The sequence below is a fragment of the Anabaena sp. UHCC 0204 genome (assembly GCF_009711975.1).
Lineage (GTDB): Bacteria > Cyanobacteriota > Cyanobacteriia > Cyanobacteriales > Nostocaceae > Dolichospermum.
The window spans coordinates 245,386-271,884 of the sequence record NZ_VIKW01000001.1 but is presented as its reverse complement, the minus strand read 5'-3'; the positions used below and the strand labels follow the sequence as shown (position 1 = coordinate 271,884).

Annotated in this window: 20 protein-coding genes; 7 read left to right on the top strand and 13 right to left on the bottom strand. The window is 35.1% G+C overall.

Going from position 1 to position 26,499, the window contains the following annotated elements:
• Positions 1 to 47: 47 nt before the first annotated feature.
• The 3 genes from FJR04_RS01220 to FJR04_RS01210 all read right to left on the bottom strand — a co-directional run bounded on the left by FJR04_RS01220 (position 48) and on the right by FJR04_RS01210 (position 6,273).
• Complete coding sequence (locus FJR04_RS01220) at positions 48 to 872, bottom strand: CemA family protein (protein WP_371418243.1); 825 nt, start codon at positions 870 to 872, stop codon at positions 48 to 50.
• Positions 873 to 880: 8 nt separating this feature from the next.
• Positions 881 to 2,605, bottom strand: coding sequence for a ShlB/FhaC/HecB family hemolysin secretion/activation protein (locus tag FJR04_RS01215; RefSeq protein WP_168491027.1), 1,725 nt, complete (start codon positions 2,603 to 2,605; stop codon positions 881 to 883).
• A gap of 710 nt (positions 2,606 to 3,315) precedes the next feature.
• Positions 3,316 to 6,273 (bottom strand): S-layer family protein, encoded by a 2,958-nt coding sequence (locus FJR04_RS01210; protein WP_168491025.1) that lies wholly within the window; start codon positions 6,271 to 6,273, stop codon positions 3,316 to 3,318.
• A gap of 259 nt (positions 6,274 to 6,532) precedes the next feature.
• Here FJR04_RS01210 and FJR04_RS01205 point away from each other — a divergent pair, with 259 nt between their 5' ends.
• Positions 6,533 to 7,276: a DUF561 domain-containing protein gene (locus FJR04_RS01205; RefSeq protein WP_168491023.1), complete on the top strand. Its 744-nt coding sequence runs from the start codon at positions 6,533 to 6,535 to the stop codon at positions 7,274 to 7,276.
• Positions 7,277 to 7,362: 86 nt separating this feature from the next.
• Here FJR04_RS01205 and FJR04_RS01200 read toward each other — a convergent pair whose 3' ends face one another.
• A complete protein-coding gene (locus tag FJR04_RS01200) occupies positions 7,363 to 8,511 on the bottom strand; it encodes a DegT/DnrJ/EryC1/StrS aminotransferase family protein (RefSeq protein ID WP_168491022.1) in 1,149 nt (382 codons plus the stop codon).
• 72 nt (positions 8,512 to 8,583) lie between these two features.
• Here FJR04_RS01200 and fetB point away from each other — a divergent pair, with 72 nt between their 5' ends.
• Positions 8,584 to 9,360: an iron export ABC transporter permease subunit FetB gene (gene fetB, locus FJR04_RS01195; protein WP_168491020.1), complete on the top strand. Its 777-nt coding sequence runs from the start codon at positions 8,584 to 8,586 to the stop codon at positions 9,358 to 9,360.
• A 94-nt stretch (positions 9,361 to 9,454) separates the two neighbouring features.
• Here the strand turns inward: fetB and FJR04_RS01190 are convergent, their stop codons facing one another.
• On the bottom strand, positions 9,455 to 10,789 hold the full coding sequence (locus tag FJR04_RS01190) for an NB-ARC domain-containing protein (RefSeq protein WP_168491018.1): 1,335 nt from the start codon (positions 10,787 to 10,789) through the stop codon (positions 9,455 to 9,457).
• Between the two features lie 223 nt (positions 10,790 to 11,012).
• On the opposite strand from FJR04_RS01190, the gene FJR04_RS01185 reads away from it, so the two are divergent.
• Together FJR04_RS01185 and FJR04_RS01180 are read left to right on the top strand one after the other, a co-directional pair.
• Positions 11,013 to 12,188, top strand: coding sequence for a hypothetical protein (locus FJR04_RS01185; RefSeq protein WP_168491016.1), 1,176 nt, complete (start codon positions 11,013 to 11,015; stop codon positions 12,186 to 12,188).
• 30 nt (positions 12,189 to 12,218) lie between these two features.
• Positions 12,219 to 13,814, top strand: a complete 1,596-nt coding sequence (locus FJR04_RS01180; protein ID WP_168491014.1) for a WD40 repeat domain-containing protein — start codon at positions 12,219 to 12,221, stop codon at positions 13,812 to 13,814.
• A 2-nt stretch (positions 13,815 to 13,816) separates the two neighbouring features.
• On the opposite strand, the gene FJR04_RS01175 is transcribed toward FJR04_RS01180, so the two are convergent.
• From FJR04_RS01175 to aroA, 3 genes are all read right to left on the bottom strand, one after another.
• Positions 13,817 to 14,194: a hypothetical protein gene (locus tag FJR04_RS01175; RefSeq protein ID WP_168491012.1), complete on the bottom strand. Its 378-nt coding sequence runs from the start codon at positions 14,192 to 14,194 to the stop codon at positions 13,817 to 13,819.
• Between the two features lie 20 nt (positions 14,195 to 14,214).
• The gene (locus tag FJR04_RS01170; RefSeq protein ID WP_168491010.1) at positions 14,215 to 14,595 is read right to left on the bottom strand and encodes a papain fold toxin domain-containing protein; all 381 of its coding nucleotides are present in this window, start codon (positions 14,593 to 14,595) and stop codon (positions 14,215 to 14,217) included.
• A 68-nt stretch (positions 14,596 to 14,663) separates the two neighbouring features.
• Positions 14,664 to 16,013, bottom strand: coding sequence for a 3-phosphoshikimate 1-carboxyvinyltransferase (aroA, locus tag FJR04_RS01165; protein WP_168491008.1), 1,350 nt, complete (start codon positions 16,011 to 16,013; stop codon positions 14,664 to 14,666).
• A gap of 359 nt (positions 16,014 to 16,372) precedes the next feature.
• On the opposite strand from aroA, the gene FJR04_RS01160 reads away from it, so the two are divergent.
• Positions 16,373 to 16,885 carry a hypothetical protein gene (locus tag FJR04_RS01160; protein ID WP_168491006.1) on the top strand — a complete coding sequence of 171 codons (513 nt, stop codon included), beginning with the start codon at positions 16,373 to 16,375 and terminating at the stop codon, positions 16,883 to 16,885.
• Positions 16,886 to 17,043: 158 nt separating this feature from the next.
• On the opposite strand, the gene FJR04_RS01155 is transcribed toward FJR04_RS01160, so the two are convergent.
• Positions 17,044 to 17,619: a thioredoxin family protein gene (locus FJR04_RS01155; protein ID WP_168491005.1), complete on the bottom strand. Its 576-nt coding sequence runs from the start codon at positions 17,617 to 17,619 to the stop codon at positions 17,044 to 17,046.
• A gap of 224 nt (positions 17,620 to 17,843) precedes the next feature.
• Between FJR04_RS01155 and FJR04_RS01150 the strand changes: the two genes are divergently transcribed.
• On the top strand, positions 17,844 to 19,457 hold the full coding sequence (locus FJR04_RS01150; protein ID WP_254445174.1) for an ABC transporter substrate-binding protein: 1,614 nt from the start codon (positions 17,844 to 17,846) through the stop codon (positions 19,455 to 19,457).
• Positions 19,458 to 19,843: 386 nt separating this feature from the next.
• Complete coding sequence (locus tag FJR04_RS01145; RefSeq protein WP_168491001.1) at positions 19,844 to 20,869, top strand: ABC transporter permease; 1,026 nt, start codon at positions 19,844 to 19,846, stop codon at positions 20,867 to 20,869.
• A gap of 46 nt (positions 20,870 to 20,915) precedes the next feature.
• On the opposite strand, the gene FJR04_RS01140 is transcribed toward FJR04_RS01145, so the two are convergent.
• From FJR04_RS01140 to leuS, 4 genes are all read right to left on the bottom strand, one after another.
• Positions 20,916 to 21,146, bottom strand: a complete 231-nt coding sequence (locus FJR04_RS01140) for a hypothetical protein (RefSeq protein ID WP_168490999.1) — start codon at positions 21,144 to 21,146, stop codon at positions 20,916 to 20,918.
• A 157-nt stretch (positions 21,147 to 21,303) separates the two neighbouring features.
• Complete coding sequence (locus FJR04_RS01135; RefSeq protein ID WP_168490998.1) at positions 21,304 to 22,257, bottom strand: hypothetical protein; 954 nt, start codon at positions 22,255 to 22,257, stop codon at positions 21,304 to 21,306.
• A gap of 17 nt (positions 22,258 to 22,274) precedes the next feature.
• A complete protein-coding gene (locus FJR04_RS01130; protein ID WP_168490996.1) occupies positions 22,275 to 23,468 on the bottom strand; it encodes an AAA family ATPase in 1,194 nt (397 codons plus the stop codon).
• A 216-nt stretch (positions 23,469 to 23,684) separates the two neighbouring features.
• The gene (gene leuS / locus FJR04_RS01125; RefSeq protein WP_168490994.1) at positions 23,685 to 26,264 is read right to left on the bottom strand and encodes a leucine--tRNA ligase; all 2,580 of its coding nucleotides are present in this window, start codon (positions 26,262 to 26,264) and stop codon (positions 23,685 to 23,687) included.
• Positions 26,265 to 26,499: the final 235 nt, after the last annotated feature.

Below are 26,499 nucleotides of genomic sequence, written 5' to 3'. Positions count from 1 at the left end.
AAATCCATGGCTAATTAATTCTGACTCCTGACTGCTTTTTTAAAGTATTAATCATCCATTTGTTTCAAAGTAGCTAATGCAGAAGGTGACAAGCGACTAAGATAACGGAATATCCAGTATTTAAATATGGTGTCTAAAATTACAGGAAATGTAGCGATAAAGATAAATATGTAATTTCTACTAGCTGGTAAACCTAAGTGGGTTGCGAATCCTTCGAGAATAATTTCCCACCCGTGTGGTGAGTGAAAACCCACAAATATATCTGTAAATAAGATAATCAAAAAAGCTTTAGCACTATCACTTAAGCCATAAACAATTTTATCAATAAAGTTCTGAACGGCAATAATATCTTTTTTACTAAAGAAAATTACTAAGGCAAAACTAATTGATGATATGATATCAGCAAATATATTACTAATAGCATTAGTGCTTTTTTTGGTAAATTCTGATGCCAGTGACAGAGCTTTATTTTTAATCTCCAATTCTATATATTCTGGAGAAATTTGTGGTGCTGAAGTTAAAAGACTTTTAAATTTTAGTTTTGCTGCAAAGATTTTCAAGTCATGAATTGCTTTTTCTTCCATTTCATTATTCAGAAAAACTTGAGTCGTATTTTCACTTCTAATTCCTTCTAGTATGGGGATGATGAGTATACGTTTAGATAATTGGTGAGTCAAAAGGGGAATAATAATCAGCATTAATAAAAATTTGACGGCGATACTTGTTTCTTGTCGAGAGATTTTATTTTTTTTGATAAATTCTTCGTCTGCATTCCAAGATATATCGCCTAAAATTTTATTGAGTGTTCTACCAATTGATTTAGGAAATATTCCAGTTTTTAAGAATGTAAATAGTTGTGGTTTTTTCTTCACAGTAATAATTAAAAAGGTTTATATTCAACTGTGAAATAAATACCATTTTCTTGTAATGTATTTCCAGTTGTATTTAGATTAACTAAAGGTATACCCCAATCAATTCTAGCGTTAAAGTTGTTACCAACTAAGAAGCGTAAACCTAAACCTACAGATGATAAGGTTTTTTTGAGAATTTCAACTTCAGAATTAGAGTGATTCCAAATTGTACCAAAATCGAAAAAGGGAGATAATTGAACTGTAGTTTGCCACTGAGGAATTTTCAGGATTGGTGTACGTAGCTCTGCGGATGCAAATAGGCCATTATCTGCCAATAGTTGATCCTGCCGATAACCTCTGACGCTTTGTTGTCCACCAATACTTAATTGTTCGAGGGGGACTAGAGGACGATCAGCTAATTGTAAATCAGAACGCAATAATAGGGTTGTATCTGGTGTTAATAAACGTAAATATTGAGTTTGTCCACGCCATGTTATAAATTGACTATCAGGTGCTTGATCATTAATAGTGGAATTGAAAGCATTAATTCCTAGACTAAATTGGGAACGGAGAGCAAATACTTGTTGACTGTTTCTTTGAGTATATTCTTGAAAAAATCGGAGAGCAGAAATTTTAGTTTCACCTTGCTCATTTGCACCGATAGATAAAGGAAAAGGAATATTTAAAAGCGAGGTTTGAGATTCTTGTCGAGATGCTGTTAAACCTATGCTAATTTCTTCATTGGGTGTTTGCTTGAGGGGTTGACGATAGGTGAGTTGATAGTTGCGAGATTCTGATTGAATATCTAATGTATTAAAAGGCTGTTCGATGATATTACTATTAGTCTGACTATAGCTTAAACTAATAGTTCCATTGGCGGGATTGATAGGGAATGAATAACTAAGATCATCGAGGGAGTTACTACCATCGGTATTAACATAGCCGATATGGAAGCGATCGCCAAATCCTAAAAGATTATTATGATTAATTTGCAATTGACGACGGATAGTACCAACACTAGGCGATCGCTGATTATCAATACTTAGCTGAGTAGAAAACGCTTTAGCCTCTCGGACTTTAATTTCTAATGTACTTATTCCCGGACGAGAACCTGCTGCTAATTCTGCTGATAAATTAGCAATTAAAGGATCAAGTTGTAGCATTTGTAAAGACTGGAGCAACCGATTTTGATTTAAAGGAGCTTTGGTTGCTAATCCTAATCTACTGCGAAGATAACCAGCTTTTAATCTTTGTAAACCTGTAATATTAATTGATTCAACTTCACCTTCAATCACTTCAATTTTTACTACCCCATCTTTTAATTCCTGGGGAGGTATAAATGCTCCAGATGTAATATATCCAGATTGTACATATAGTTGGCCAATAGCTTCCTGAGCTTTGAGCAATTCAGCAAAGGAAATAGGTTTTTTAGTAAAAGGTTCTAATACTTTTGCTAATTCTGTTTGACTGAAAACAGTGCTACCAATAACTTCAAATTGTGTAACTGTTATTGTTCCAGGAATTTCCTCTAATGATGGTTGAGGAATTGATGGAATTTGCCCTGGTGTTGGCAATAATTCTTCTAGAGGTGGTAAGGGCTGGATTTCTGGTAAAGGTTGAGGAGTTGGTAATACTGTCGGTTCTGTGGGTGTAATTATTTGGGCATAGGTTGGTAATAACAGATTAGGAATAAAAATTATCAAATCTATAGAAAAAAATAAGGCATTAAATATTCTGTAATTTAACTTTTTCATTCTTTTTGAATTTAGTTGATTTTTCATTTTTGTCAAACACCTTTATTTTTTTTAATAGACGGAAACACATCAAAAAATACAGGAGAAAGAATCCAAAATAATTCGGAATACTTACTCAATTACCAATCTATAGAATTACTAGTACCACATAACACCGGGAAGTGCTGTATATTCTTCTTTGTGAAAATACATACTAATCAAACTGTAAAAGAATGATTAAGATAGTTCAGTAATTTTACATACAGATACTAGCACTATTGCAGTTAATTATCAAGACAAACTTATTGATAATTAACTGCAAAATCCTAATTTTCTATATATACAGCAAATTTTAGGTTTATGAGGAGGGTGTACTTCATGTACTGAGGATGTGTCATGTGTACGTAAGCATACGTTAAAAGCGTAACTCAGCAATATATTTATATAATTAGGACTTAAGTAGGTAGATGCTAATCAACCCAACTATGTAACGAACTGTAAATTACCCAAAACTCTTGGGATTGCTGCGTTCCACTCCGTTCCACTCGCAATGACATAGTTATAAGTTTTCCCACCTACCTACTTACGCAAGATTGAACTCAAAACCTGATTCTTGCGTAGGGGTAATTCATGAATTACCCCTACTTCCGTTCTGTTTTGCGTAAGTCCTAATAATGTCAAATTAAATTTTTTCAATTTGGTGAAAATATGGATCACAAAACTGATTATCCCTATCTTGTAGTAGAAACTTGACAACCTGGTTTATTTAACACAGAACTTTGCAGTATTGCGTTGGGTGCTTCTGCTGTAAGAATTACTTTACCATCATCTGATATAGTCCATCCTTGTGCTTGCTGAATTACCCGATTTGTTATATTAACAGATTGATTATTAAGAACAACTGGTGTTATATCTTGTTTATTTTTTTCATTATCACTAGATACATCGACCAAATCTACTAAAGGAGTTGTATCAGTCAATAAATTATGAGGATTAGATGGTAATCCACCTCGTCCGACAATGCTAAAGTTATTTAATTGACGTGCTAATCTTCCCCTTTTACAACGTTGAGAAATTTGATTAGAAGCATTAAGTAAATTAACAGGTAAAGATGCTAAACCACTAGCAGGATCAACATCTAATCTATTAATAGTGACTTGACCACTTAATCCAAATTGGGAAGATGCGGTAATATCACTAAATTCAGTTAATTGGGGATTGAATTTTAAGCCAAAGATTGTATTAGTTGTAATGTTAATGTTTCCCCCATTTCCTTGAAAAGCATTTGCGGTGATATCACTATTTTCACTAGCAAAACCAATAATAAAAGGAGCATTAATATTAATATTTCCGCCATCTCCTCCCGCCCCGGCTGTACCTGCGGTAGCGGTTATATTACTCCCATGACGTAACCATAATAAATCTTGAATTTGGAGATTTATTTCTCCTCCTTGATTACTAATAGTTTCGGCGGTAATAAAGGCTTTATTATCTAATGTCAGAGTCCCAGCTTGCAGAGAAATATTTCCACCTTTACCGCTACCTTGACTATTTACACCTATTCCTGCACCGTTTCTAATTATAAATATTTTCGGGTCAATATCAATACTACCACTATCACCTGTTGAACCTGGTGCTGTATTGGCAAATAGTCCGGTTTTTTCACCATCTAAGGTAATATTATCTCTTACTTGCATGATGATGTTTCCAGCTTTAGCACTCCCTGATGTAGTGGTGAGAATTTGTCCACCACCGATAGCAGTGAAAGTGTTAGCATTAACATTAATATTACCACTTTTACCATTAGCAGTGGTAGTTGTTATTACACCACTATCCTGGATGTTTAAGGTATTAGTGCTAATTTTTATATCTCCTGCTGCCCCTGTGGCAAGCAAAGTAGAGTTAGCATATAACCCACTACTAAAACTAATGCTATTAGTACCAATTATTTGGATATCAGAGGCATTTACTGTTAAATTTCCAGCATTTCCTGAACTAAGTGTACCAGCACCGACAGATCCGCCGTCTAGAATTTCCAAGCTGTGAGTATTAATTGTTAAATTTCCGGAATTTCCTAGTGAACCTCGATCAGCTGAGGTAGCAATGGCAGTTTGAAGTAGAACATCACGAACAGGATTTGTCCCAATCAATTTTATAGAGTGGGCATTTACTGTCAAATTTCCCCCATTCCCTCCGGCAAAAGTGGCACTACCAATTTGTGCTTTATTTCGTAAATTTAATTGCCTGGTATTAATCTCGAAATCACCAGCATCTGAAGCACCAAAGGTATAAGAGCTTATACTAGTGTTGATACCTGCACCAATAATTATTTGTGAAAAAGTTTCACCTCCTGTCATGTCTATTGAGTCAACAGCGTTGATGGTAATATCTCCTGCTTTACCACTGCCAAAGGAAGTTGTTCCTATTAGTCCTCGATTCTCAAGAATCAAATTTTGTGTATTAAGCTTGATATTCCCAGCATCTCCACTACTACCAGCAAGATTTCCTGTTGCTAATAAAGAGTCATTTACTTCCACTGACCCAGAGGCATTAACATCAACATTCCCACCTTTGCCTTTACCAAAAGCAGAAATGAGTATAAATGCTCCATTTTTAAGGATTAATTTATCAGTATTCATCTCAAAATTCCCACCACTTCCAGTCCCCACACTAATGGCAAAAAAGCCATTGCGACGATCTGCGGGATTTGCTGCGGGATTGATCACTTGTCCAAAAGCTTGTTCAAATTCCCCTGTACCAATGACTTCTACAGTATCAGTTGCATTAATAGTCATTGATCCACCAGATAATACACCTAAGTTTAAAGATGTTATCCTTGAACCCTCAATCATTCGTAAATTGCGGGTATTTACTCTGATTTCACCTCCCCCATTTATACTACTGATATCAATATTTGTACCATCCGAAAGTTGAATATCACCAAAGTTATTTATGCCATCATAACCAAAATAAAATCCTTGGTTAATGGAGTTAAGGTTAACTAAACTTGCTTCGGCAACACTACCTAATTCTACTCTTCCCCCAGCAGTCCCTAATTTTGTCCCTTCTAAGCTGATATCACCACCAACTAAAGCCAAGGTTTGATTTGGTTGTACCTGTAGTCCATTTTTAGCCTGTACCTGAATTTTTCCCTGATTGCTGCCAAATTGTAACCCGATAGGTGCAGTGATAGTTAATAGAGGTGTATTTTGAGGAGTTTGGGTACTAAACTGTGTACCATCTGCAAATTTGATGCTGTTGGCTGTAGTAGCAGTAAATGAACCCCGAATATCCAAACTGGCATTTTGTCCAAAGATAATACCATGAGGATTTAGTAAAAATAAATTCGCTGTTCCTTCTACTCCTAGTCTCCCTAAAATATTGGAAACATTACCACCAGTAACGCGAGTTAAGATATTTTCAATATTTACAGGATTGGCAAAATAAACGCTTTTTCCTGCATCTACATTAAATTCTGAAAAACTGTGAAATAGATTAGTACCTCTAGTTGCACCACCATTGATTTGATTATGAAGTGAATCAATAGGATTAACAACGGAATTTTCTACTTTTAATGTATCATCAGGAGTAAGTTGAGCAAAAACACTTTGATTTGTGTTTGTGATAACTCCTAGTAGTAAACTAGTAAGTCCTAAGAGACGAGGTAGTAATTGTTTTTGAGATTTCATCGGTTCAGAAACTTTAAACTTATATACGCAAAAATACATTTACTAGAAAATATACATCATTTAGCAGATTAAATCTAGAATTTAATGGTAAATCCACGTGAATTTTGCATAAATGGCAAGTATCAGAAAAAACCTTGATTTTCTCACCTATGAAAACTAGATTTTGTCAACAAATCTTAATATATGTTTCTAATCAAAGGAGGATTGCTATATTTCGTGTAAAAATGTTCCTACTGAAATAAGCTGCAAAAGAAAAATTATGACTATGTATCCTAGCCTCAAACGTGCATTCGCTCATCCTGTACTCAAGGTAATTAGTGGTTTGAATAATTTCAATGCTGCTAGTGTGGCTGCGACTGTAAAAGCGGCTGATTTGGGTGGTGCTACTTTTGTGGATATTGCTGCTGATGTGGATTTGGTGAAGTTGGCGAAAAGATTGACCAAATTACCTGTTTGTGTATCTGCGGTTGAACCAGAAAAGTTTGTAACTGCTGTGGCTGCTGGTGCTGATTTGATTGAAATTGGTAATTTTGATTCTTTTTATGCCCAAGGACGCAGATTTGAGGCGGCTGAGGTTTTAGAACTAACTCGCCAAACTCGGACTTTGTTGCCAGAAATTACCCTGTCTGTGACTGTTCCTCATATTCTCACTTTAGACCAACAGGTACAACTAGCTGAAGATTTAGTAAAAGCTGGTGCTGACATTATTCAAACTGAAGGTGGTACTAGCAGCAATCCTATTCACCCTGGAACTTTGGGATTAATTGAAAAAGCTGCTCCCACTTTAGCCGCAGCTTATGAAATTGCCCGTGCGGTTTCTGTGCCTGTATTATGTGCTTCTGGTATTTCTAATGTTACTGCACCTTTAGCGATCGCCTCCGGTGCGGCTGGTGTTGGTGTCGGTTCGGCTATTAACCAACTCAATAGCGAAATAGCGATGATTGCTGCTGTGCGTAGTTTAGTAGAAGCTTTAGCTACTGCAAATAGTCGGACATTTGCGTAAGAAGCAAGAGGCAAGAGGGAGGATTAATATTTTTCTCCCCTGCACCCCTGCCCCTCTGCTCCGCTGCACCCCTGCTCCCCAGTTATTCAGGATAAACAATTTTTTAAAGTATCAATAACTTTATCGAGTTGTTCCTGTTCCAATTCGGGGAACATGGGTAAAGATAAAACTTCTTGACTTGCTTGTTCTGATACTGGGAATTGTCCTGCGTGATAACCTAAGTTTTCATACACTGGTTGCAAATGAATGGGTAAGGGATAGTAAATCATGGAACTAACCCCTTGTTCCTGCATTTGGTTTTTTACCGAATCTCGATATTTACCACTTGCACCATTACGTCTTTCTCCAGAAATCCGAATAGTGTATTGATTCCAGACACCAATACCACCAGGAAATTCTTGAGGAACGATGATGTCGGTAACTTGGCTGAGGTGTTGATAATAATATTCAGCGATTTGCTTGCGTCTAGAATTCCAAAAATCCAGATAGCGGAGTTTAATTTGCAGAATTACGGCTTGAATAGCATCTAACCGACTATTGACACCAATTTCTTCATGAACATATCTCACCTTACTACCATGTTCTCGCAAAACTCGTAATTGAGTAGCGATCGCTGGATCATTTGTGGTAATTGCCCCACCATCACCGCAACCACCGAGATTTTTGGTAGGGTAGAAACTAAAGCACCCGACATGGCCAATACTTCCAACTTTTTTATTTTCCCAACTTGCACCGGTAGCTTGAGCGCAATCTTCAATTACTGCTAAATTATGAGATGTCGCAATTTCCATTAATCCTGTCATATCTACAGGTAGTCCAAACAAATGCACTGGGATAATGGCTTTGGTTTTTGGTGTAATTGCTGCTGCTACTTTTTCTACATCTAAATTAAACGTAGTCGCATCAATATCTACAAATACTGGTATTGCTCCTACCGCACTAATTACTTCTGTCGTTGCAAAAAAAGTAAATGGAGTGGTAATAACTTCATCACCAGCACCAATTCCTAAAGCCCGTAATGCTAAATATAAAGCATCAGTACCGGAGTTACAAGCTACGCATTCACTTACACCATGATAAGCTGCAAACTGTTGTTCAAAATCTGTAATTGCTGGACCACCAATATAACGCCCAGAAGCCAGAACCGCTAACACAGCAGCACTTACTTCCGCTTCAATGGTGGTGTATTGTTGTTTAATATCAAAGGCAGGAATTGAATTTACACTTTTAATCATGAGTTTTGATTTTATTTGTAGATACAAAAGTTATGTTTGTAAAGTTCTTAATTGTAAAGAGGTAGACAAACTATGCCAGAGCTAATCAAACTGGATATGGTAGATTTGGCTTTAGCTATTGGCTTAATGGTGATCGCCATTGGGATATCAGCATGGGAGCAATTAGGACTAGAATTAAATTTAAGCGTAGCTACTGGTAGAACTATCCTCCAACTACTTGTATTAGGATACATTTTTGACTTCATTTTTGCAGTTAATAATATTTGGGCAGTAGTGGGGATTTTAGCAATAATTCTGACAATTACTGCAATTATTACTCGCAACCGCATCAGTCAAAAAATTCCTCAAGTCTTACCTTTAGTATGGATAGCTATTTTTGTCAGCACTGCCTTAACATTGCTTTACACCAATTTTTTAATTATTCAACCGGAAAGATGGTATGAACCGCGTTATATCATTCCTTTAGCTGGCATATTGCTAGGTAATGCCATGAATGCAGCAGCAATAGCCGGAGAACGTCTAGTTACTACCATTAACCAATTTCCCACAGAAATAGAAACCCATCTAAGCTTGGGTGCAACTCCTCAACAGGCTATTAAATCCTACCGCAAAGAAGCCATTCGTGCTGCCTTTCTTCCCACTTTAAACCAAATGATGTTAATTGGGATGGTAACAATACCAACCTTTACCAATGGACAATTATTAGCTGGTGTCGCACCACTAGAGGCTGTATCTTACGAGATTTTACTTATTTTTATGGTTGCAGCTACCAATTTGTTAACCATCATTTTAATTACCAAAGGCTTATGTCGGCAGTTTTTTAATTCTGCTATGCAATTAGTGAGGTAATTGGTAATTGGTGAATAAATTGTCTGAATCAGGATGTCCAGGATTAAAGGATGAACAGGATAAAAATAGGGAAGCAACTTGAGTTATTAGCTTTTCATGTTAACAATGAATTTCTCACATATTCTTGAAAAACTGGAGACAATTTAAACAGGATTTTATCTTCTTTGATTTTCGTGATTAAATACCGTTGTTGTAAGGACTGTAAACCATTATTAAAATCAACTGAGGATAAATTTAAACTTTGTCTTAATTCTTCTCTGGAAATAAGGGTTTCAAATTTACTTATTTCTAATACTATTTGTTGTTCTTGGGGTGATAGGTGGTGAAATGTCTCTTGAAAATGAGACTGCATTTGATTGGTAATATGTAAAGTATTTTCAGCTAAAAAATCAGCAACTTGATTATCATAGTTTTTATGGATTAATATACTAATGCTTTTTAAATAAAGTAAATTACCTTCATATAATTTGATTAATTTGAACCAAATATCCTCATTTTTTAATCCGGTATTTTTGAGAATATCTATATTTTCTATTCCTGATAATTCTAAGGATTTAATAGGATATAATTCTTCATCTAAACATTCCATTTCTGGACATTGTTCTTGACTAATTAAAATCACATGACTTTGATGTTGTATTTCTATAATCATTTTGAATAAGGTTTGATAATCTTGATATTCTGGTTGATATTTTCCCGCGAATTGACTAGGAATAAATATATTATGTAAATCATCAAGGATAATTAAACATTTTTTATTTGTGAGAAGATCAAATAATTGTTTTAATTTATCATTTATTGTTGGTAATGAGTCTAATTTGTGATGTTTTAGTAAATCATCAAGTAATAACTCTAGAGATTGAGGAAATTTTAAACTTCTCCAAACTATAGCATCAAACTTTTGTTGATGTAAGTCTATAAATCTTTTAACCAGTGTGGTTTTACCAATACCGGATAATCCTAAGATTGAAATTAAATGAGCATTTTGATTTAATATCCAGGAGGAAAGGGTTTGTAGTTCGGTTTCTCTGTTATGAAAGTTGATGATTTGGGGTGCTAGGGTTAAATCGTGATAGAGTTGATTTTTAATACCTTGTTCTGCATTTTCAGAAGATTCTTTATTATTATGGCAATAATGAATATTACCATTAATAATATTAACAAGCTGAGAATTAATAACCCTTTCTATAGTCCAACAAAAATTATGCTTATTAACATCTTCTCCTAAAGATTCCGATAAAATTTGCCATAGTTTACGTCCAACACTTCTAACGCGACTTTCGCTGCGATGATATTCATCTGCTATTGTTTCATAAGTTTTTCCATCATAAACTCCTGTAATTACAGTTTTTTGCAGATCATCTAAACGTTTTCCTGTTTCATTTAAGATCAATTGATCTGCAAATTGTAAAATTTCTGTAACATCCATAAAATCAAATTATGATAAGGTTTTCAGCAATTATAGCGTATTTTTACGCATCATTCTAAGCTATTTTAATACATTTACTTAACAGTTCATTACAAAACACAGTATTAAACAGTCTTTTAGATAATAAAAAAAGATGATAGATATAACGTGGGGTAAAAAATCGAAGAATTACTGTATTAATACTTAGAGACAATTTATGCTACCAATTTATAATGTAGTTATTTTGGGTCCATCTGGTTCAGGTAAAACTGTGTTTTTAGGGAGTATGTATCATAAACTCTCAACACAGGGAGAATCAGGATTTTTTTTAGCGGTAGATGATGCTCAACGAATAATTCTAAATCAGATTTATACTGAAGTTGCTACCGACGAAACATGGCCAGAACCAACACAAATTGTAGATATATCTAACTTGAAATTTACTTGTAAAATACAGACTCCGAAAGGTATTTATTCAGCTTGTCAATTTCAGTATACAGATTATTCAGGTGAAATACTAACAGATCGTAAAGATGATACTACATATATTGAAAAATTTAATGAGACAATAAAAAACGCAGATGTTTTATTAGGTTTAATAGATGGTTCAAAGTTACTTTCATATATTAAGGGTGAAAATTCAGCTAGAAAATGGGTAATTAAAGAATTAGGAAATGTATTGAGTTTAATGCAAAATACAGATAAATCTATTCATTTTATTATTAGTAAATGGGATTTAATAGAAGGTGAATACACCCTAGAAGAAGTTAGAAATCATTTGCTGGAAATAGATCAATTTCGCAATATTATTATGACTCGGAGTAATAACAGTGATATTAATAATGAAAATCATAGAAATGATCATGGTAAAGGTGTTGTTCGATTAATTCCTGTTAGTTCAGTTGGTAAAGGTTTTGCAGAACAACAAACCGATGGTAGTATGAAAAAAACAGGAAAACTACCTAAACCTTATAATATAGAATTACCTATAGCTTGTATTCTACCTGATAAGCTAAAAGAAGAGTTAAGAAAAATGATTAATGAGGAAAACAAAAAATCTCAAGAACAGATTCAAGAAGTCAAAGCTAATTTAACTTTATGGGATAAACTAAAAAAATATTTTGGTACAACTGCTAAAACAATACTGGAAAAAGTAGCACCTAAATTACCTCCCCAATTTCAATTTTCAAAGGAAATACTTACAGATATTATTGATTTTATTGATCAAGACTTGCAAACATCTGTATACAATAAAGAAACCGCAGCTAAAGAAAGAACAGAACAATTAAAAGCTAAAAAAGCAGAAGCTTTAGTAAAAATTGAAAATGAAAAAACTGCTTTAGAATATTCTACTCGTTGTTTTTTGTTGCTTGTAAATAAATTAGAATATGAACATCCATATTCTAAGTTAACCAATTAAATTAATTAGATTAAATCAAGAGATTAAATTATGACAAAATATAGTATGGAAAAAATAGAAGGTTGGGTTTTTCTAGTTAGTCGTAGTAAAAATCTCGGATTTAGAACAATAGTTGCTCCTGATTTTATGTGTGATGCTAGAGTATCTAGTTTAATTGAGTCTGTTGCAGGAGGAAAGACCACAGAAGCTAAAAAAGCAATATATCGTCAAATCCATAATTCTGCTGTGGGTAATTTAACGCTAGTATTTCGTGTGGTTGAAACAACTTATGAAGATATTGAAATAGAAGGAAATGGTAAAATTAAAGATTCCTTTGGTAGAGAAATTAAATTTATTGAAGGTATTGTTTTTAGGGGTACATTAACAGAAATCAAAGTTTCTGAAGACATTTTTGCTAAAATTCATAATGACATTAAACAGCCTTATCAAACATTTTGGCAATGGCGTAATCCACAAGCAACAATTTCTTCAAAATTACAAAGTTTTGAAAAACCATCAGAATCAGAATATTTTGAATTAATTATTCAAGAACCTTACACAAATTCTCCAAAAATTGATGACATTTCTCAGAAAAAATGGGATCTATTACATAAAATAAATCTTGATCACGAAATATATGATTTTGATATTTCTACTCAAGGTACTTTTTTGGCTGTAAGATTTGATGATACTTGGCAAACATTAGCTATAGTTCCGTTTGATGTTACAAATGGAGAAGATATAAAGTACAATAATAAATTTAAATTAGAAAAAAAACATCAAATTTTTCCCTCAAAACTAATCAATAACATTCCTGTTGTTGGAGGAAAAATATTAGAATTTGGACAACAAGTAATACCAGATATTTATAATCAAAGTCCTATATCAATTAGTCAAAACGATTATATAGCAACGGGGATAGTAGAAACAAACAGTAACTACATTAAAATATATGATCATAATTGCAAAGAAATATATTCAATATTAATAGAAAGTAGTAATCATAATAGAATTACTTCTTTATCATTTATCAATAAAGATTTAATTATTTGCGGTTGTAAAGATGGAAGTATAAAATTGTTTAATTGGAAAACACAAGAAGAAAATGATAATAAAAAGCACTGGAGTGGTAACCAAATAACATCAATTGCAATTAGTAGCGATAATAAAACTTTTGCGAGTTCCGATAGTGGAGGAAATATATATTTTTGGGAAATAGTAGATTTAACTATATGTGAAAAACGTGAAATTTTGAATGCTCACAAAATAAAAAATGGCTTTAAGATTAATTCTTTAGCATTTAATCCTGATGGTAAAATTTTAGCAAGTGTGGGTGAGGATGATTATAAAATAAAATTATGGAATCTTCTTGATGAGGAAGGGAGTATTTTGAAAGAAGAAAATTCTAGTGATCTAGGTAATGATATAATTAACACAATTACATTCAGTTCAGATGGTAATTTATTAGCCAGTGGTGACGATAAAGGTTATATTAAAATTTGGGATTTCACTAATAAAAAGTTACTTCCTTTTGATGAAATAAAGCAACATGATAGTGCTGTTACATCTCTTGCTTTTATTCCAAATGAAAAAATATTAATTAGCGGTAGCAAAGACAAAACTATTAAATTTTGGAAACAGAGATAGTATTATTTTCCGACTGTTACAGTCAGTTTATCCAACTCTAAAATTTCATTCTTAAATTGTTCCAATAATTGAAAAAATAAATCACAAGCTAATTTTTCATCTTCTACTTGAGACAAAATAATACTTTCCCAACCTTCAGTAGAATTAATTTGATATTTTCCTTGTATCCATTTCTGAAATTGAGCAAATTGTTTTTCTTGTTGTGTTAGTTGTAACCCTAACTCACCTCTGGACATACTGTAACCCATCAATAACATTTTTAGCCGAGTTATAGATACTTTTCCTAAATACATTCCTGGGCGTTGTTTAATTCTGGTTAATAACTCATAAAGATATTCTTGACTATTTTTATTACCATTAGTGATAGTTACATCTAGCATAATTTTCTCCTGAATATTGATTAAAAGTTTTCTTCAATGACTACTAGCTCTTGTCCTAAATGAATCTTACCAAAAAATTGAAAATTAGCTAACCATTCTACCTTTGCTATTCCTTGAGGATGATGATTGTCAAAAACAATTTCTATCCCATCTATTATAACCATAACTCCTTCATGATATCCTGTTTCTGAAATGGCATCACCTCCAATACTATCATCATAAAGAAAACAATTACGATAATCTAAATCAGCTTGTGTATTAATTGTAATTAGTTTGCCTTGGATTCCTACCAATTGTAAATAGTTTTTTATAGCTAAAGCACATTGAATACATTGTAAATTAGTATAAGTATCAGCGATTTCTGCTAAATCTTGTCTTTGTTTTAGTGTTAAATACTTCATTCATTTTTAAATTTACTACTTAATTTCTCCTTTTGCCAATCTATCCCCCCTTACCCTGTCCCTAAAAACTATTGACAAACTTCCCGTAGTGTGTTTATGAAATTGGGATAAGAAATAGCTGCGGCTTCAGCGCGATGAATGGTAGTTGTACCAGAGGCGTTGAGGGCTGCGATCGCTAAACTCATAGCAATGCGATGATCTGTATGGCTATCCACTTCCGTACCTACCAAGGGAGTACCGCCGATTATTTCCATTCCGTCGGGTAATTCGGTGATTTTTGCACCCATTTTATTGAGTTGTTGCGCCATTACAGTAATGCGATCGCTCTCTTTGACTCTTAACTCCTCCGCATCCCGAATAATTGTTGTCCCCTTAGCAAAAGTCGCTGCAACTGCCAAAATGGGAATTTCATCAATTAATCTGGGAATAATATCACCGGCGATAGTACAGCTTTTTAAACCACCGGAACGGACACGAATATCAGCCACCGGTTCTCCCGCAACTTCCCGCTGGTTTTCTAGTTGAATATCTGCCCCCATGAGTTCCAATGCTTCTAAAATCCCCGTGCGGGTAGGATTGACACCGACATTTTCGACTACCAAATCTGAACCGGGAACGATCGCCCCAGCCACTAACCAAAAAGCCGCTGAACTGATGTCACCAGGGACAATTACGGTTTGTCCATAGAGTTTCGCCCCACCTGTGATCGTGACGCTGTTTGTGTCTGGATCTATACTCAATTCTGCACCGTAAGCCCTTAACATTCGTTCACTGTGATCCCGTGATAAAGCGGGTTCGGTGACGGTAGTTTGTCCTTCGGTGTTTAAACCCGCGAGGAGGATACAGGATTTAACCTGAGCCGAAGCGATGGGAGAATGATAATGAATCGGTTGCAGGGCTTGTCCTTGAATGGCTAGAGGGGCTAAGGTGTTACCCTTGCGTCCCCAAATTTGCGCTCCCATTTGTTGCAGCGGTTTGACGACACGGGACATGGGACGCGATCGCAAAGAACTATCACCTGTTACCGTGAAAAATCGCCCTGGATGGGATGCTAATAAGCCCAACATCAACCTCATCGTTGTCCCAGAATTACCAGCATCTAAGACATCTATAGGTTCTTGAAAATTGCCCAAACCGATGCCTTTAACTTTGACCAATTCTGTATTTAATTCCGAAATTTCCGCCCCTAACGCCCGAAAACAAGCAGCAGTGCTACGGGGATCTTCTCCTAACAGCAATCCTTGAATCTGAGTTTCACCGTCAGCGATCGCCCCTAACATTAAAGCGCGATGGGAAATAGATTTATCTCCAGGAACTCGGATACGTCCCTGTAAAGATAATCCAGCCGGAGGACGCTGAATAATTAAGTGATCAGAAGAGTTTGCTTGAGTTTCTAAGGTAATAACAATAGCCGACATTAGGATACAATGACTTTTGAATAGAATAGCAGCGAAACAGCGACTTGATTGTCACTATCCACTGGCAATTTAGTATCCTACCGCTTTTTGGTCACTATAATATTTCTCAAGATAGGAAATAGGTGACAGGTAATACCATAGGGAGTTGTTTCGTTACTATGAAACTTATTAGCTGTTTTTTTAACCATAAATGTCAGCGGTAAAGGTATTATTATTTATAGATAAATTAACATTTTTATATCTCACGCGAAGGCGCGAAGGCGCAAAGGAAGAAAGGAATACATAAGTAGATGAGAATTGCTGTAAATAAACGATCATAATCTAAAATTTTATTCTTCATTCTTATCCCTCACGCTCTCATGCTAACTCACCACCGCAAACCCGTATGTTTATCAATGATTTCTACCGACTTACCAATTTGGTCTGTGGTGGAAACTGCCGGAACTTTGTATCAAAGGGATACAGATAAATTTCATTTAGTGTTAACTGCACCACCTTTGATTAGTTGTGAAGTAGGAAATTATTTACATCCAGAAGATACTCTTTCTCAACCTAAAAATAATTTTTTTCCTCCTAGTAGTCCGAGAGTATTATGGTTGGAAATTTCTCCTCATCGGGTAATTATGACGATGCAAGGTAATGGCCAAGTTAGTTACCGTCACTTTTGGGAGTTAGGTGTATATGGTATTAGTCGTTTTTGGTTGCCTGATGAATCATTACAACGACATGAACCCATTCGTTTACGCAATTTTACCAAAAGTTTTATAATTAGCGGACACCCTTTCCCCAATCATCTGCGTTTAGAGTACGAACTGTGGGCAGGAAAATTACAGTTAGGGCGTTATATTCTCAATTTGGAAGTTCAGAATTGAAGGGAATAGGGAGTAGGGGAGCAGGGGAGTAGGGGAGCAGAGGTGCAGGGGTGCAGGGGAGCAGGGGAGTAGGGGAGAAAAAAATTCTTTTGCAACTGACAACTGACAACTGACAACTGACAACTGACAACTGACAACTGACAACTGACAACTCACCATTAATAAGTCGGTTCGTTCCCTGGTTTCCATTTGATATTACAACCCACACTTGGCAGTTGTTCACTTGTTACAGGTTGGTTATCTAAGACTGCGGTAATAGCTGCTCTTAAATCCTTACCTGTTACAGGTTTATTATTGCTAGGACGACTATCATCTAATTGTCCACGATAAACGAGTTGGCGATCGCTATCAAAAAGAAAGAAATCCGGTGTACAAGCTGCTGTATAAGCTTTGGCTATTTCTTGGGTTTCGTCGTAACAAAAGGGAAAATCAAATCCCATTTCTATGACCATTTCTTTTAATGATTCCGGTGCATCATTGGGGTAATTTTCAGCATCATTAGCACTAATAGCCAGAATCCCTAAATCACTGTTGCTATAATCTTGGTCTAATCTGGTTAATTCTTGTTGAATGTGCTTGACAAATGGACAATGACGACAAATAAACATAATTAGTAATGCTTTTTTATCAACAAAATTATCCAGAGAAATTGTTTTTCCAGATACTACTTCTGGTAGATGAAAATCTGGGGCTTTTGTGCCTAGAGGCAACATTGTTGAAGCTGTTAAAACCATAATTTATTTAATGCTTTGATTATGCTTATTTATAATTGTATGATCATTTACACTATAAAAAACATATATATATAATACAGCAGTTACTAGGTAGGCAAGAACATCTTCTGAGAATAAAACTCTTGTCTATACCCTTTTCCCTGCTATAATAACTGACTTGCTAATTGAAAAGATTTAAATAAATGATCACTTGGTGTTCCCTGTTAATGAAACAGTGGGGTAGGATGACAAAGTTCCTATCTCTGTTCTGTCTATGTCTATTATTGGCTGTTAGTTGTACTCCTAAGCAACAAACTAATACACCAGGAGCAGGTGTTGCGAATACGTCTGCGGGTGATGGTCGAATTACCATAGGAACAACAGCAAAACCAAGAACTCTTGACCCTGCTGATGCGTATGAATTAGCATCCTTGGGTTTAGTATTTAATATGAGCGATCGCTTGTACAATTATGAACCTGGTAACACAGAAATTAAACCACAATTAGCGACAGCATTACCTAAAGTCAGCGCAGATGGTTTAACCTATACTATTCCGATTCGACAAGGAGTAGTATTTCACGATGAAACTCCTTTCAATGCTAAAGCCATGGAGTTTAGTATTCAGCGTTTTATCGAAAACAAAGGTAAACCATCTTTCCTGCTTTCTGATACCATAGCTTCAGTTAAAGCGACAGGAGAATATGAGTTAACAATTAAACTCAAAAAACCCTTTGCAGCTTTTCCTTCATTATTAGCATTTTCGGGAGTATGTGCAGTTTCTCCAACAGCTTATGAAATTGGGGCTGGGAAATTCAAACCTAACATCTTTGTAGGAACTGGTGCTTACAAATTAGCCAGCTATGGAACTGATTCTTTGAGATTTGATGTATTTGATAAATATTGGGGGACAAAACCAGAAAATAAAGGTGTGAATGTGCAGATTCAAACCAGTCCAGTCAATTTATTTAATGCCTTTAAAACTGGTGCTGTAGATGTTGCTTATCTATCATTACAACCAGATCAAATTCGCAGTTTAGAAGCAAGTGCTAAAAAAGGAGATTGGCAAGCAATTACCGCACAAGGTAGTGTAGTTAGTTATATGGTGTTAAATCGTAATCAGAAACCTTTAGATCAAGTAGAAGTAAGAAGTGCGATCGCCTCATTAATTGATCGGCCATTATTAAATGATCGGGTATTATTTTCTCAAGCTGATCCTCTTTACAGCATGATTCCCACAACCTTCAATGTTTCCCAACCATTATTTAAAGATAAATATGGTGATGGTAAATTTGAACAAGCGAAAACAGCCTTAATTGCGGCTGGTTTTTCTAAAGAAAATCCTGCTAAAGTGCAAATTTGGTATCCTGCAAGTTCACCCACTCGCAGTTTAGCAGCACAAACCCTAAAATCCCTGGCTGATACTAAAATGGATGGCATTTTAGAACTGGAAGTTAAAACTGTAGAAGGTGCTACCTTTTTTAAAGAAATTTCTAAAGGTTTATATCCAGCCGCTTTACTGGATTGGTATCCAGACTTTTTAGATCCAGATAACTATGTTCAGCCATTTTTAGCTTGTGAAAAAGGTTCAGTTACCACCGGTTGCCAAGATGGAGGCAGTCAAACTCAGGGTTCATTCTATTATAGTGAAGCTATGAATAAACTCATAGATCAACAACGTAAAGAACAAAATCCCGAAGCCAGAAAAAAAATATTTGTAGACATTCAAACTCAAGTTTTAACTGATGTTCCCTACATACCTTTATGGCAAAACAAAGATTATGTCTTTGCTCAAAAAGGTGTAAATAACGTCAACCTAGATCCTACCCAAAACCTGATTTATAAAAACATTAAAAAGTAAAAAATAGGTAACACTTGACAAATGACAATTAAGAAGAAATAGGCAGAAAATTGTCTTTCTTCTTCCAAACTCCTGTAGGGGCGAAGCATTAGGACGATAAATCATCGGTTTTTCCCCAGTAGGGGCGAAGCATTCGGGCGACAAATTATCGGTTTTTTCCCAAGTAGGGGCGAAGCATTCGGGCGATTAATTATCGGTTTTTTCCCAAGTTTATTTTCCGAATGCTTCGCCCTTACACCGAATGCTGATGCTTCCAGCACGCTTCGCGAACGCCCTTATACCGAATGCTGATGCTTCCAGCCTCCGCCAGGGATACGCCCTTACTTCCAGATCCCATCAGGGATACACCCCTACAACTCCTACCTCCTGACTCCTCCTTCATAAATATGTCCCGTTCAAAAGCCTTACAGTATTACATTGTTTCCCGGTTACTTTTTGCACCATTGCAACTGTTAACTATTATCACCATTGTTTTTTTATTACTAAGAGCAACACCAGGAGATCCCGCAGATGCAATCCTGGGAGGACGCGCACCAGAAAGTGCCAAAGAAGAATTAAGAAAACAGCTTGGTTTAGATTTACCTATTTGGTTACAATACCTCAATTATTTAGGTAATTTACTCCGCTTTGATTTGGGAACTTCCTTAACAAGTCGCGGACAAAATGTAGGTGAAATAATTAGTCAATATTTTCCAGCAACAGTAGAATTAGCATTTGCTAGTATGGCTGTGGCACTGATTGTTGGCGTTTTAGTGGGTACTATTTCTGCATCTCGTCCGGGAACTGCTTTTGATATTGGTGGGCGTTTATTCGGGATTATTACCTATGCACTACCCATGTTTTGGGCAGGTATGTTATTACAATTAATTTTCTCAGTGCAATTAGGTTGGTTTCCTAATTCTAATCGGTTTCCTCCTAATCTTCCCGCACCGGCAAATATTACTGGTTTATATACAATTGATAGTTTATTAAGTGGTAATTTCAGTCATTTTCTAACGGCTTTACATCATCTAGCTTTACCAAGTTTAACTTTAGGAATTTTGCTGAGTGGCATTTTTGAGCGCATTGTCAGAGTTAATTTAAAACAAACTTTAAAAGCTGATTATGTAGAAGCAGCAAGAGCGCGAGGAATTTCTGAAAATAAGATATTAGTCTCTCATGCCTTAAAGAATGCCTTAATCCCTGTAATTACGGTCTTAGGGTTAACATTTGCTTCCTTGTTAGGTGGTGCGATTTTAACTGAAGTAACATTTTCCTGGCCAGGGTTAGCAAATCGTTTATATCAAGCCATTTCTGACCGAGATTATCCCACAGTGCAGGGAGTATTAGTATTTTTTGGAGCGATCGTTGTGACTGCGAGTATTTTGATTGATATTCTCAATGCTTATATAGATCCGAGAATTAGATATTAGAAAACCAACTTTGAAAACTTAATATTCAATTCCCGCAATTTCACCTCTACGCATAATCATGATACCCATAAAAATCTTCATTACAAGTATCAACAAATTCTGTTAAACTGCTTTCTGTTTCGTAATAAGAACGCATAATTTCCGCAGCAGTAGTTAAGCTAAGTTTTTTAGAATTTTGCATTTCTTCACGCATGAGTTTTAATGCAAATTCAATCATTTCTAGTCTTTCGACATTAGGCATTTTTTTGATAGCTTCTAAAATTTGCGGGTTAATCATAATTCTGGCAATTGTTACTAGCTTCTATTTTAATGTAGGATATATTGACACTGCAACCTTCGTAGGTTGGGTAGAACGAAGTGAAACCCAACACCACCCACAGATATATTATAATTAATGTTGGGTTTCCTTGCGTCAACCCAACCTACGTAATTGTTTATTCTTCAATTAATTTATATAGCGTCTTAAAGAAAAAAGGAATATGATTTTCAACAATACAATCTTGTTTTGAATAAAATTTACCAATTTCTAAAGATAATTGTTCTCTAAATTTATATGGTGAATGAGTCCAATTATCATCAGGTAAAATTTGCTTCCAATATTCTTTAGATTTAACCAGCATTAATAACGCATTTATTAATTGATTTTTATTGTGTAAATTTTGATTATTTTCATACTCTTCTTGCCAAGAATATTGAAATTTATCTATTTCCATACTATCAAAATTAGGAAGGTGACTAATTCTCTTAATTACCCTTGACCAATGAATTTGTAAATCAGCATCATTAGTCATATTGTTCACCATATCTAAATAAATATTTTCTAAATTAACAGGAATTTCTTTATATAAAGAGCAATTAATATGATTATCAAAAACTGCTTGAATATCAGGTTTTAAAAAATAAGCTTCCTTATGAATTAAACCAGTAATCCATATCCGATGATGGTTTAGATCAGTTTCATTAATCTTTGTTACATTATAAATACTATAGAAAATATCATCGGTATTTTTAAATTTATAGTTTTCTTTAATATTTGCCAATTGAATATCTAAATCTACAATAGCAAAAAGTTTATCAGGACTTAAAAATGATTTACTATTATCAGAATTATGTAAATCCAAAATCCCAAAAAATGTATTTAAAACATCATTTCTATCTCCACAATTAAAAAAAACTGGTCTATATTGCTTCCACCATGTTGGTACACAAGCATTATAAAAATTAGCATCTGGCATTTGTTCCATTTGCTTATATAATTGAGGTGAGCGTCTACCTTCTACTTTTGATGGAATCAGACCTTCGCAGAGAATGACAATTTTATTTCTAATTCTGCTATCTTGAATAATCTTTAAACAATGTTCTTTTAGTTCCTGCTCATTAAAACTCATATTCTTGACTAGGTTGATTATTGAATTGTTCTTGCTTGTAATTTTGGATCTAATTCCTTAACATGAGCAGGTGTAACTGCTTGACAAATTTCATAGGAATGAGTTGCAAGAATATATTGATTAGTTGCACCCCATTCTTCTAAATCCCTAACTATTTGATATTGCCAATCTGGATGAAATGATATTTCTAATTCATCCATAAGAACAATTGCATCTTCTATTTTATTATGTTTTAGCCACATATATATACATAATCTTTTTAATTCTCCATGACTTAAATCTTCTGGATAAAGTTCTGTTTCATCACCATTAATTTTGAAATTGATTCCAGATAAATCAGGTTGTACATTAATCTTTTTGTTACTCAAAAGATTGTTGAGTTCATCTAATAGTTTTACATAATTATTACCATAATTTCCTTTTTGTTTTACAGCCTGTGCAAAATCATCATTTCGTGCTTTTTTAAAGGCTTCAATCAAAATATCTATTGATAGGAAGTCATAGGTAAAAAATCCAGGTAATTTAGAATTAGCTGCTTTAATTTGTTGGTAATAGTTAGTTTGATTGTTTACTTGAGCCTTAAATAGTGATTTTCTATTATTTGGTTGTAGAAATAGAAATATTTGTGAAATATGAGCAGTTAGAAATATTTTATTTGATAATTCAATTACAAACTTATTCACTTCATCTATATCTATTCCATCAAATTGAAAAAACAATGCCTCGTTTTGAGCAGATTTAAAATTACAGATAAAGGATAAAGTAATATGTTTAAAGGATAAAGTAATATGTTTTTCTGATTTTTCTTCATAAAAACTCATTAATTTAATTTCATTATCTTGATTGAATAAATTAACAATAGAAGATTCCATATACTCACCATTTGACAGATTTAAAATATAAGATTCACTACAAATAAAAAAATCAAGTTTTACAGTTTTACTACCATCCCAAATATCAACAATAGCTAATGTTCTTTTACCTGATTCATCATTAACTTGAAAACCATGTAATAAATTTTGTATAAATTCTACTCTGTCAGCATTACCAGCACAATGTAACAGCACAAAAATCAATTGTAATAATGTACTTTTACCACCACCATTTTGACTACCAAGGGGAAAAATACGCGGAGTAAATTCCTTCTCAAAACTAATATCTACATTTTTTAAAGCCCGAAAATCAGGTACTTGAATTCTTTGTAAGTGCATAAATAAATATAGTGTTTTAACTTCACAAGTATACCACACCCATTATACTCCCTTCCCAATGCAATATTACTTATCTTCTTCTTCTTTCTTCCTTCGTGTTCTTCGTCCCTTCGTGGTTCATTCACTCTTATTCCAGCAATAAAAGTGGGTTAAATAATCGTTAACCCACCTTACATCTTACTCTCTGTGCCTCTGCGTCTCTGCGAGAAACAAATATTAACCCAAAACGAAATTCACCAACTTACGAGGAACAACAATCACCTTCTTAACTTCCTTCCCTTCAATATAACGTTGTGCAACTTCCGACTCACGGGCATATTTTTCCAACTCCGCTTTATCAGCTTGGGAAGGAACTTGAATAGAACCGCGAGTTTTACCCATAATTTGAATTACCAAAGTAATCTCATCAGCTATCAAAGCCCCAGGATCAAAACTTGGCCAAGTTTGGGTATGCACAGAATTTTTATTCCCCAACAATTGCCATAATTCATCACCAATATGCGGTGCAAAAGGCGCTAACATAATCACCAAAGTTAGAATACCTTCCGCGTAAATTGGCGAATTATTGCATTTAGCATCAGTCAAAGCATTACTTAACTTCATTAATTCAGAAATCGCGGTATTGAATTGATATTCATCTCCAACATCTTCCGTAATGGCTTGAATTGCAATATGAATTGCGCGACGTAAATCTTTTTCCGCTTTACTTAACTTTTCCAAATCAGCTTTTTGCTTACAAACTCCCGCAGCAGCATAATCAGTAACCAACCGCCAAACACGATTTAAAAAGCGGAATTGTCCCTCAACATCAGCCTCATCCCATTCCAAATCTTTTTCAGGAGGTGCTTTAAATAAAATGAACATCCGCGCCGTATCAATGCCATATTTATTAATCACATCTTCTGGTGCTACACCATTTCCTTTTGATTTGGACATGGTAGCATAGAGACGTTGCAAAGGTTCTCCAGTTTGCGGATCTACAGGATTATTAGCATCAACTAAATGTGAAGAAATCCATTTATCCTTACCACCTTTATTCGGGTTCATGTAAGTTAAACCCTGTACCATTCCCTGAGTTAATAACTTTTGAAATGGTTCATCAAAGTTAAATAAACCCCTATCTCTCAATACTTTGGTGAAGAAACGCGAATACAATAAATGTAAAATGGCGTGTTCAATTCCCCCCACATATTGATCTACAGGCATCCAATCATTTACTTTACTGGAATCAAAAATCTTTTCTTCATTCTTCGCATCTGGATAACGCAAGAAATACCAGGAAGAATCAATAAAAGTATCCATTGTGTCGGTTTCCCGTTTCGCAGGAGTACCACAGGTTGGACAAGGCACATTTACCCAACTTTCCAATTGTGCTAAAGGTGAACCACCACGGCCACTTAATTCAATTTCTTCTGGTAATTGTACAGGTAAATCTGCATCTGGTACAGGCACAATTCCACAATTAGGACAATGAATAACAGGGATAGGTGCGCCCCAATAACGTTGTCGAGAAATCAACCAATCTCTAAGGCGATATTGTACTCTTAATTTACCAAAGTTTTGTTTTTCTGCAAATTCGATAATGGCTTTTTTCGCATCTACAGAATTCATGCCATTGAAGTCACCGGAATTAACTAAAATTCCTGCTTCTGTATAAGCTGATTTTAAAGTTTCCTCTGCACCAACTTCTGGGACAATTACAACTTTAATAGCTAAATTCTGTTCTTTGGCAAATTTGAAATCTCGCACATCATGGGCAGGTACACCCATCACCGCACCTGTACCATATTCATAGAGTACATAATCTGCAATCCATACGGGTACTTCTTCGCCGGTGAAGGGGTTAATAACTTGACCACCTGTAGGAATACCGCGTTTGGGTTTATCTTCCGCAGTTCGTTCTAACTCGCTTTGGTTAGAAACTTCCTTAATAAAGGCTTCTACTGCTGCTTTTTGTTCTGAAGTGGTGACAACTTGAGTTAAGGGGTGTTCTGGGGCTAATACGACGTAGCTAACACCATAAATAGTGTCGGGACGAGTGGTATAAACGCCGATTTTTTCTTCTGATCCGACAATGGGAAATTCTAAATATGCACCTGTGGATTTTCCAATCCAGTTGGCTTGCATTAATTTTACCCGTTCCGGCCAACCTGTGAGTTTATCCAAGTCATTTAATAATTCTTCGGCGTAGTCGGTAATTTTGAAAAACCATTGACGTAGTAATTTACGTTCTACTATTGCTCCACTGCGCCAAGAACGTCCTTCGTTATCTACTTGTTCATTTGCTAATACAGTTTGGTCTATGGGGTCCCAATTAACTGCGGCTTCTCTCTGATAGGCTAAACCGGCTTGTAAAAATTGCAGAAAAATCCACTGTGTCCATTTGTAATAATCTGGAGAACAGGTAGCAACTTCGCATTCCCAATCTAAGGATAAACCCAGACGTTGTAATTGTTGCCGCATTTGGGCGATATTTTGATATGTCCATTTAGCAGGGGGTACACCTCTATCAATGGCGGCGTTTTCTGCGGGTAGTCCAAAAGCATCCCAGCCCATTGGATGTAATACCCGATACCCTTGCATTCGTTTGAGGCGGGCAATTACATCTGTAATTGTATAATTACGGACGTGACCCATGTGCAAGCTGCCGGATGGGTAAGGGAACATGGAAAGCGCGTAGAATTTTGGCTTATTTTGATCTTGAGGTGTTTTATCTAAGCCAAGTTCTGACCATGTTTTTTGCCATTTTTCCTCAATTGCGGCTGGCTGGTATAATGTTTTTTGGGGGGACTCCACAACTCAAACTCCTAATGCTGTTAGCGATCGCTCTTCGCTATTGTGCCACATCTATAGTACATCTCAAGCCATTTAGCCTCATTAGGTTTGTTGTTGTATTTTATATTTCCAAACTGTAGTCAGTGCCTTTTTATTAACAGAAATAAATTCCGTATCTGCTATGATACGGAGATGCCGCACAATTGTTTTTAATTGATAAAGTGCGGAAATGTTAGCAGCAGCATCAATATTTTTG

Excerpts from the sequence above, each read along its gene's own strand:
- FJR04_RS01210 (WP_168491025.1), bottom strand. The coding sequence starts at position 6,273 with ATGAAATCTCAAAAACAATTACTACCTCGTCTCTTAGGACTTACTAGT.
- fetB (WP_168491020.1), top strand. The coding sequence starts at position 8,584 with ATGCCAGAGCTAATCAAACTGGATATGGTAGATTTGGCTTTAGCTATT.
- FJR04_RS01155 (WP_168491005.1), bottom strand. The coding sequence starts at position 17,619 with ATGGTTTTAACAGCTTCAACAATGTTGCCTCTAGGCACAAAAGCCCCA.
- aroA (WP_168491008.1), bottom strand. The coding sequence starts at position 16,013 with ATGTCGGCTATTGTTATTACCTTAGAAACTCAAGCAAACTCTTCTGAT.
- FJR04_RS01215 (WP_168491027.1), bottom strand. The coding sequence starts at position 2,605 with ATGAAAAAGTTAAATTACAGAATATTTAATGCCTTATTTTTTTCTATA.
- FJR04_RS01205 (WP_168491023.1), top strand. The coding sequence starts at position 6,533 with ATGACTATGTATCCTAGCCTCAAACGTGCATTCGCTCATCCTGTACTC.
- FJR04_RS01175 (WP_168491012.1), bottom strand. The coding sequence starts at position 14,194 with ATGCTAGATGTAACTATCACTAATGGTAATAAAAATAGTCAAGAATAT.
- FJR04_RS01140 (WP_168490999.1), bottom strand. The coding sequence starts at position 21,146 with ATGATTAACCCGCAAATTTTAGAAGCTATCAAAAAAATGCCTAATGTC.
- FJR04_RS01150 (WP_254445174.1), top strand. The coding sequence starts at position 17,844 with ATGACAAAGTTCCTATCTCTGTTCTGTCTATGTCTATTATTGGCTGTT.
- FJR04_RS01180 (WP_168491014.1), top strand. The coding sequence starts at position 12,219 with ATGACAAAATATAGTATGGAAAAAATAGAAGGTTGGGTTTTTCTAGTT.
- FJR04_RS01135 (WP_168490998.1), bottom strand. The coding sequence starts at position 22,257 with ATGAGTTTTAATGAGCAGGAACTAAAAGAACATTGTTTAAAGATTATT.
- FJR04_RS01190 (WP_168491018.1), bottom strand. The coding sequence starts at position 10,789 with ATGGATGTTACAGAAATTTTACAATTTGCAGATCAATTGATCTTAAAT.
- FJR04_RS01130 (WP_168490996.1), bottom strand. The coding sequence starts at position 23,468 with ATGCACTTACAAAGAATTCAAGTACCTGATTTTCGGGCTTTAAAAAAT.
- FJR04_RS01200 (WP_168491022.1), bottom strand. The coding sequence starts at position 8,511 with ATGATTAAAAGTGTAAATTCAATTCCTGCCTTTGATATTAAACAACAA.
- FJR04_RS01160 (WP_168491006.1), top strand. The coding sequence starts at position 16,373 with ATGCTAACTCACCACCGCAAACCCGTATGTTTATCAATGATTTCTACC.
- FJR04_RS01170 (WP_168491010.1), bottom strand. The coding sequence starts at position 14,595 with ATGAAGTATTTAACACTAAAACAAAGACAAGATTTAGCAGAAATCGCT.
- FJR04_RS01145 (WP_168491001.1), top strand. The coding sequence starts at position 19,844 with ATGTCCCGTTCAAAAGCCTTACAGTATTACATTGTTTCCCGGTTACTT.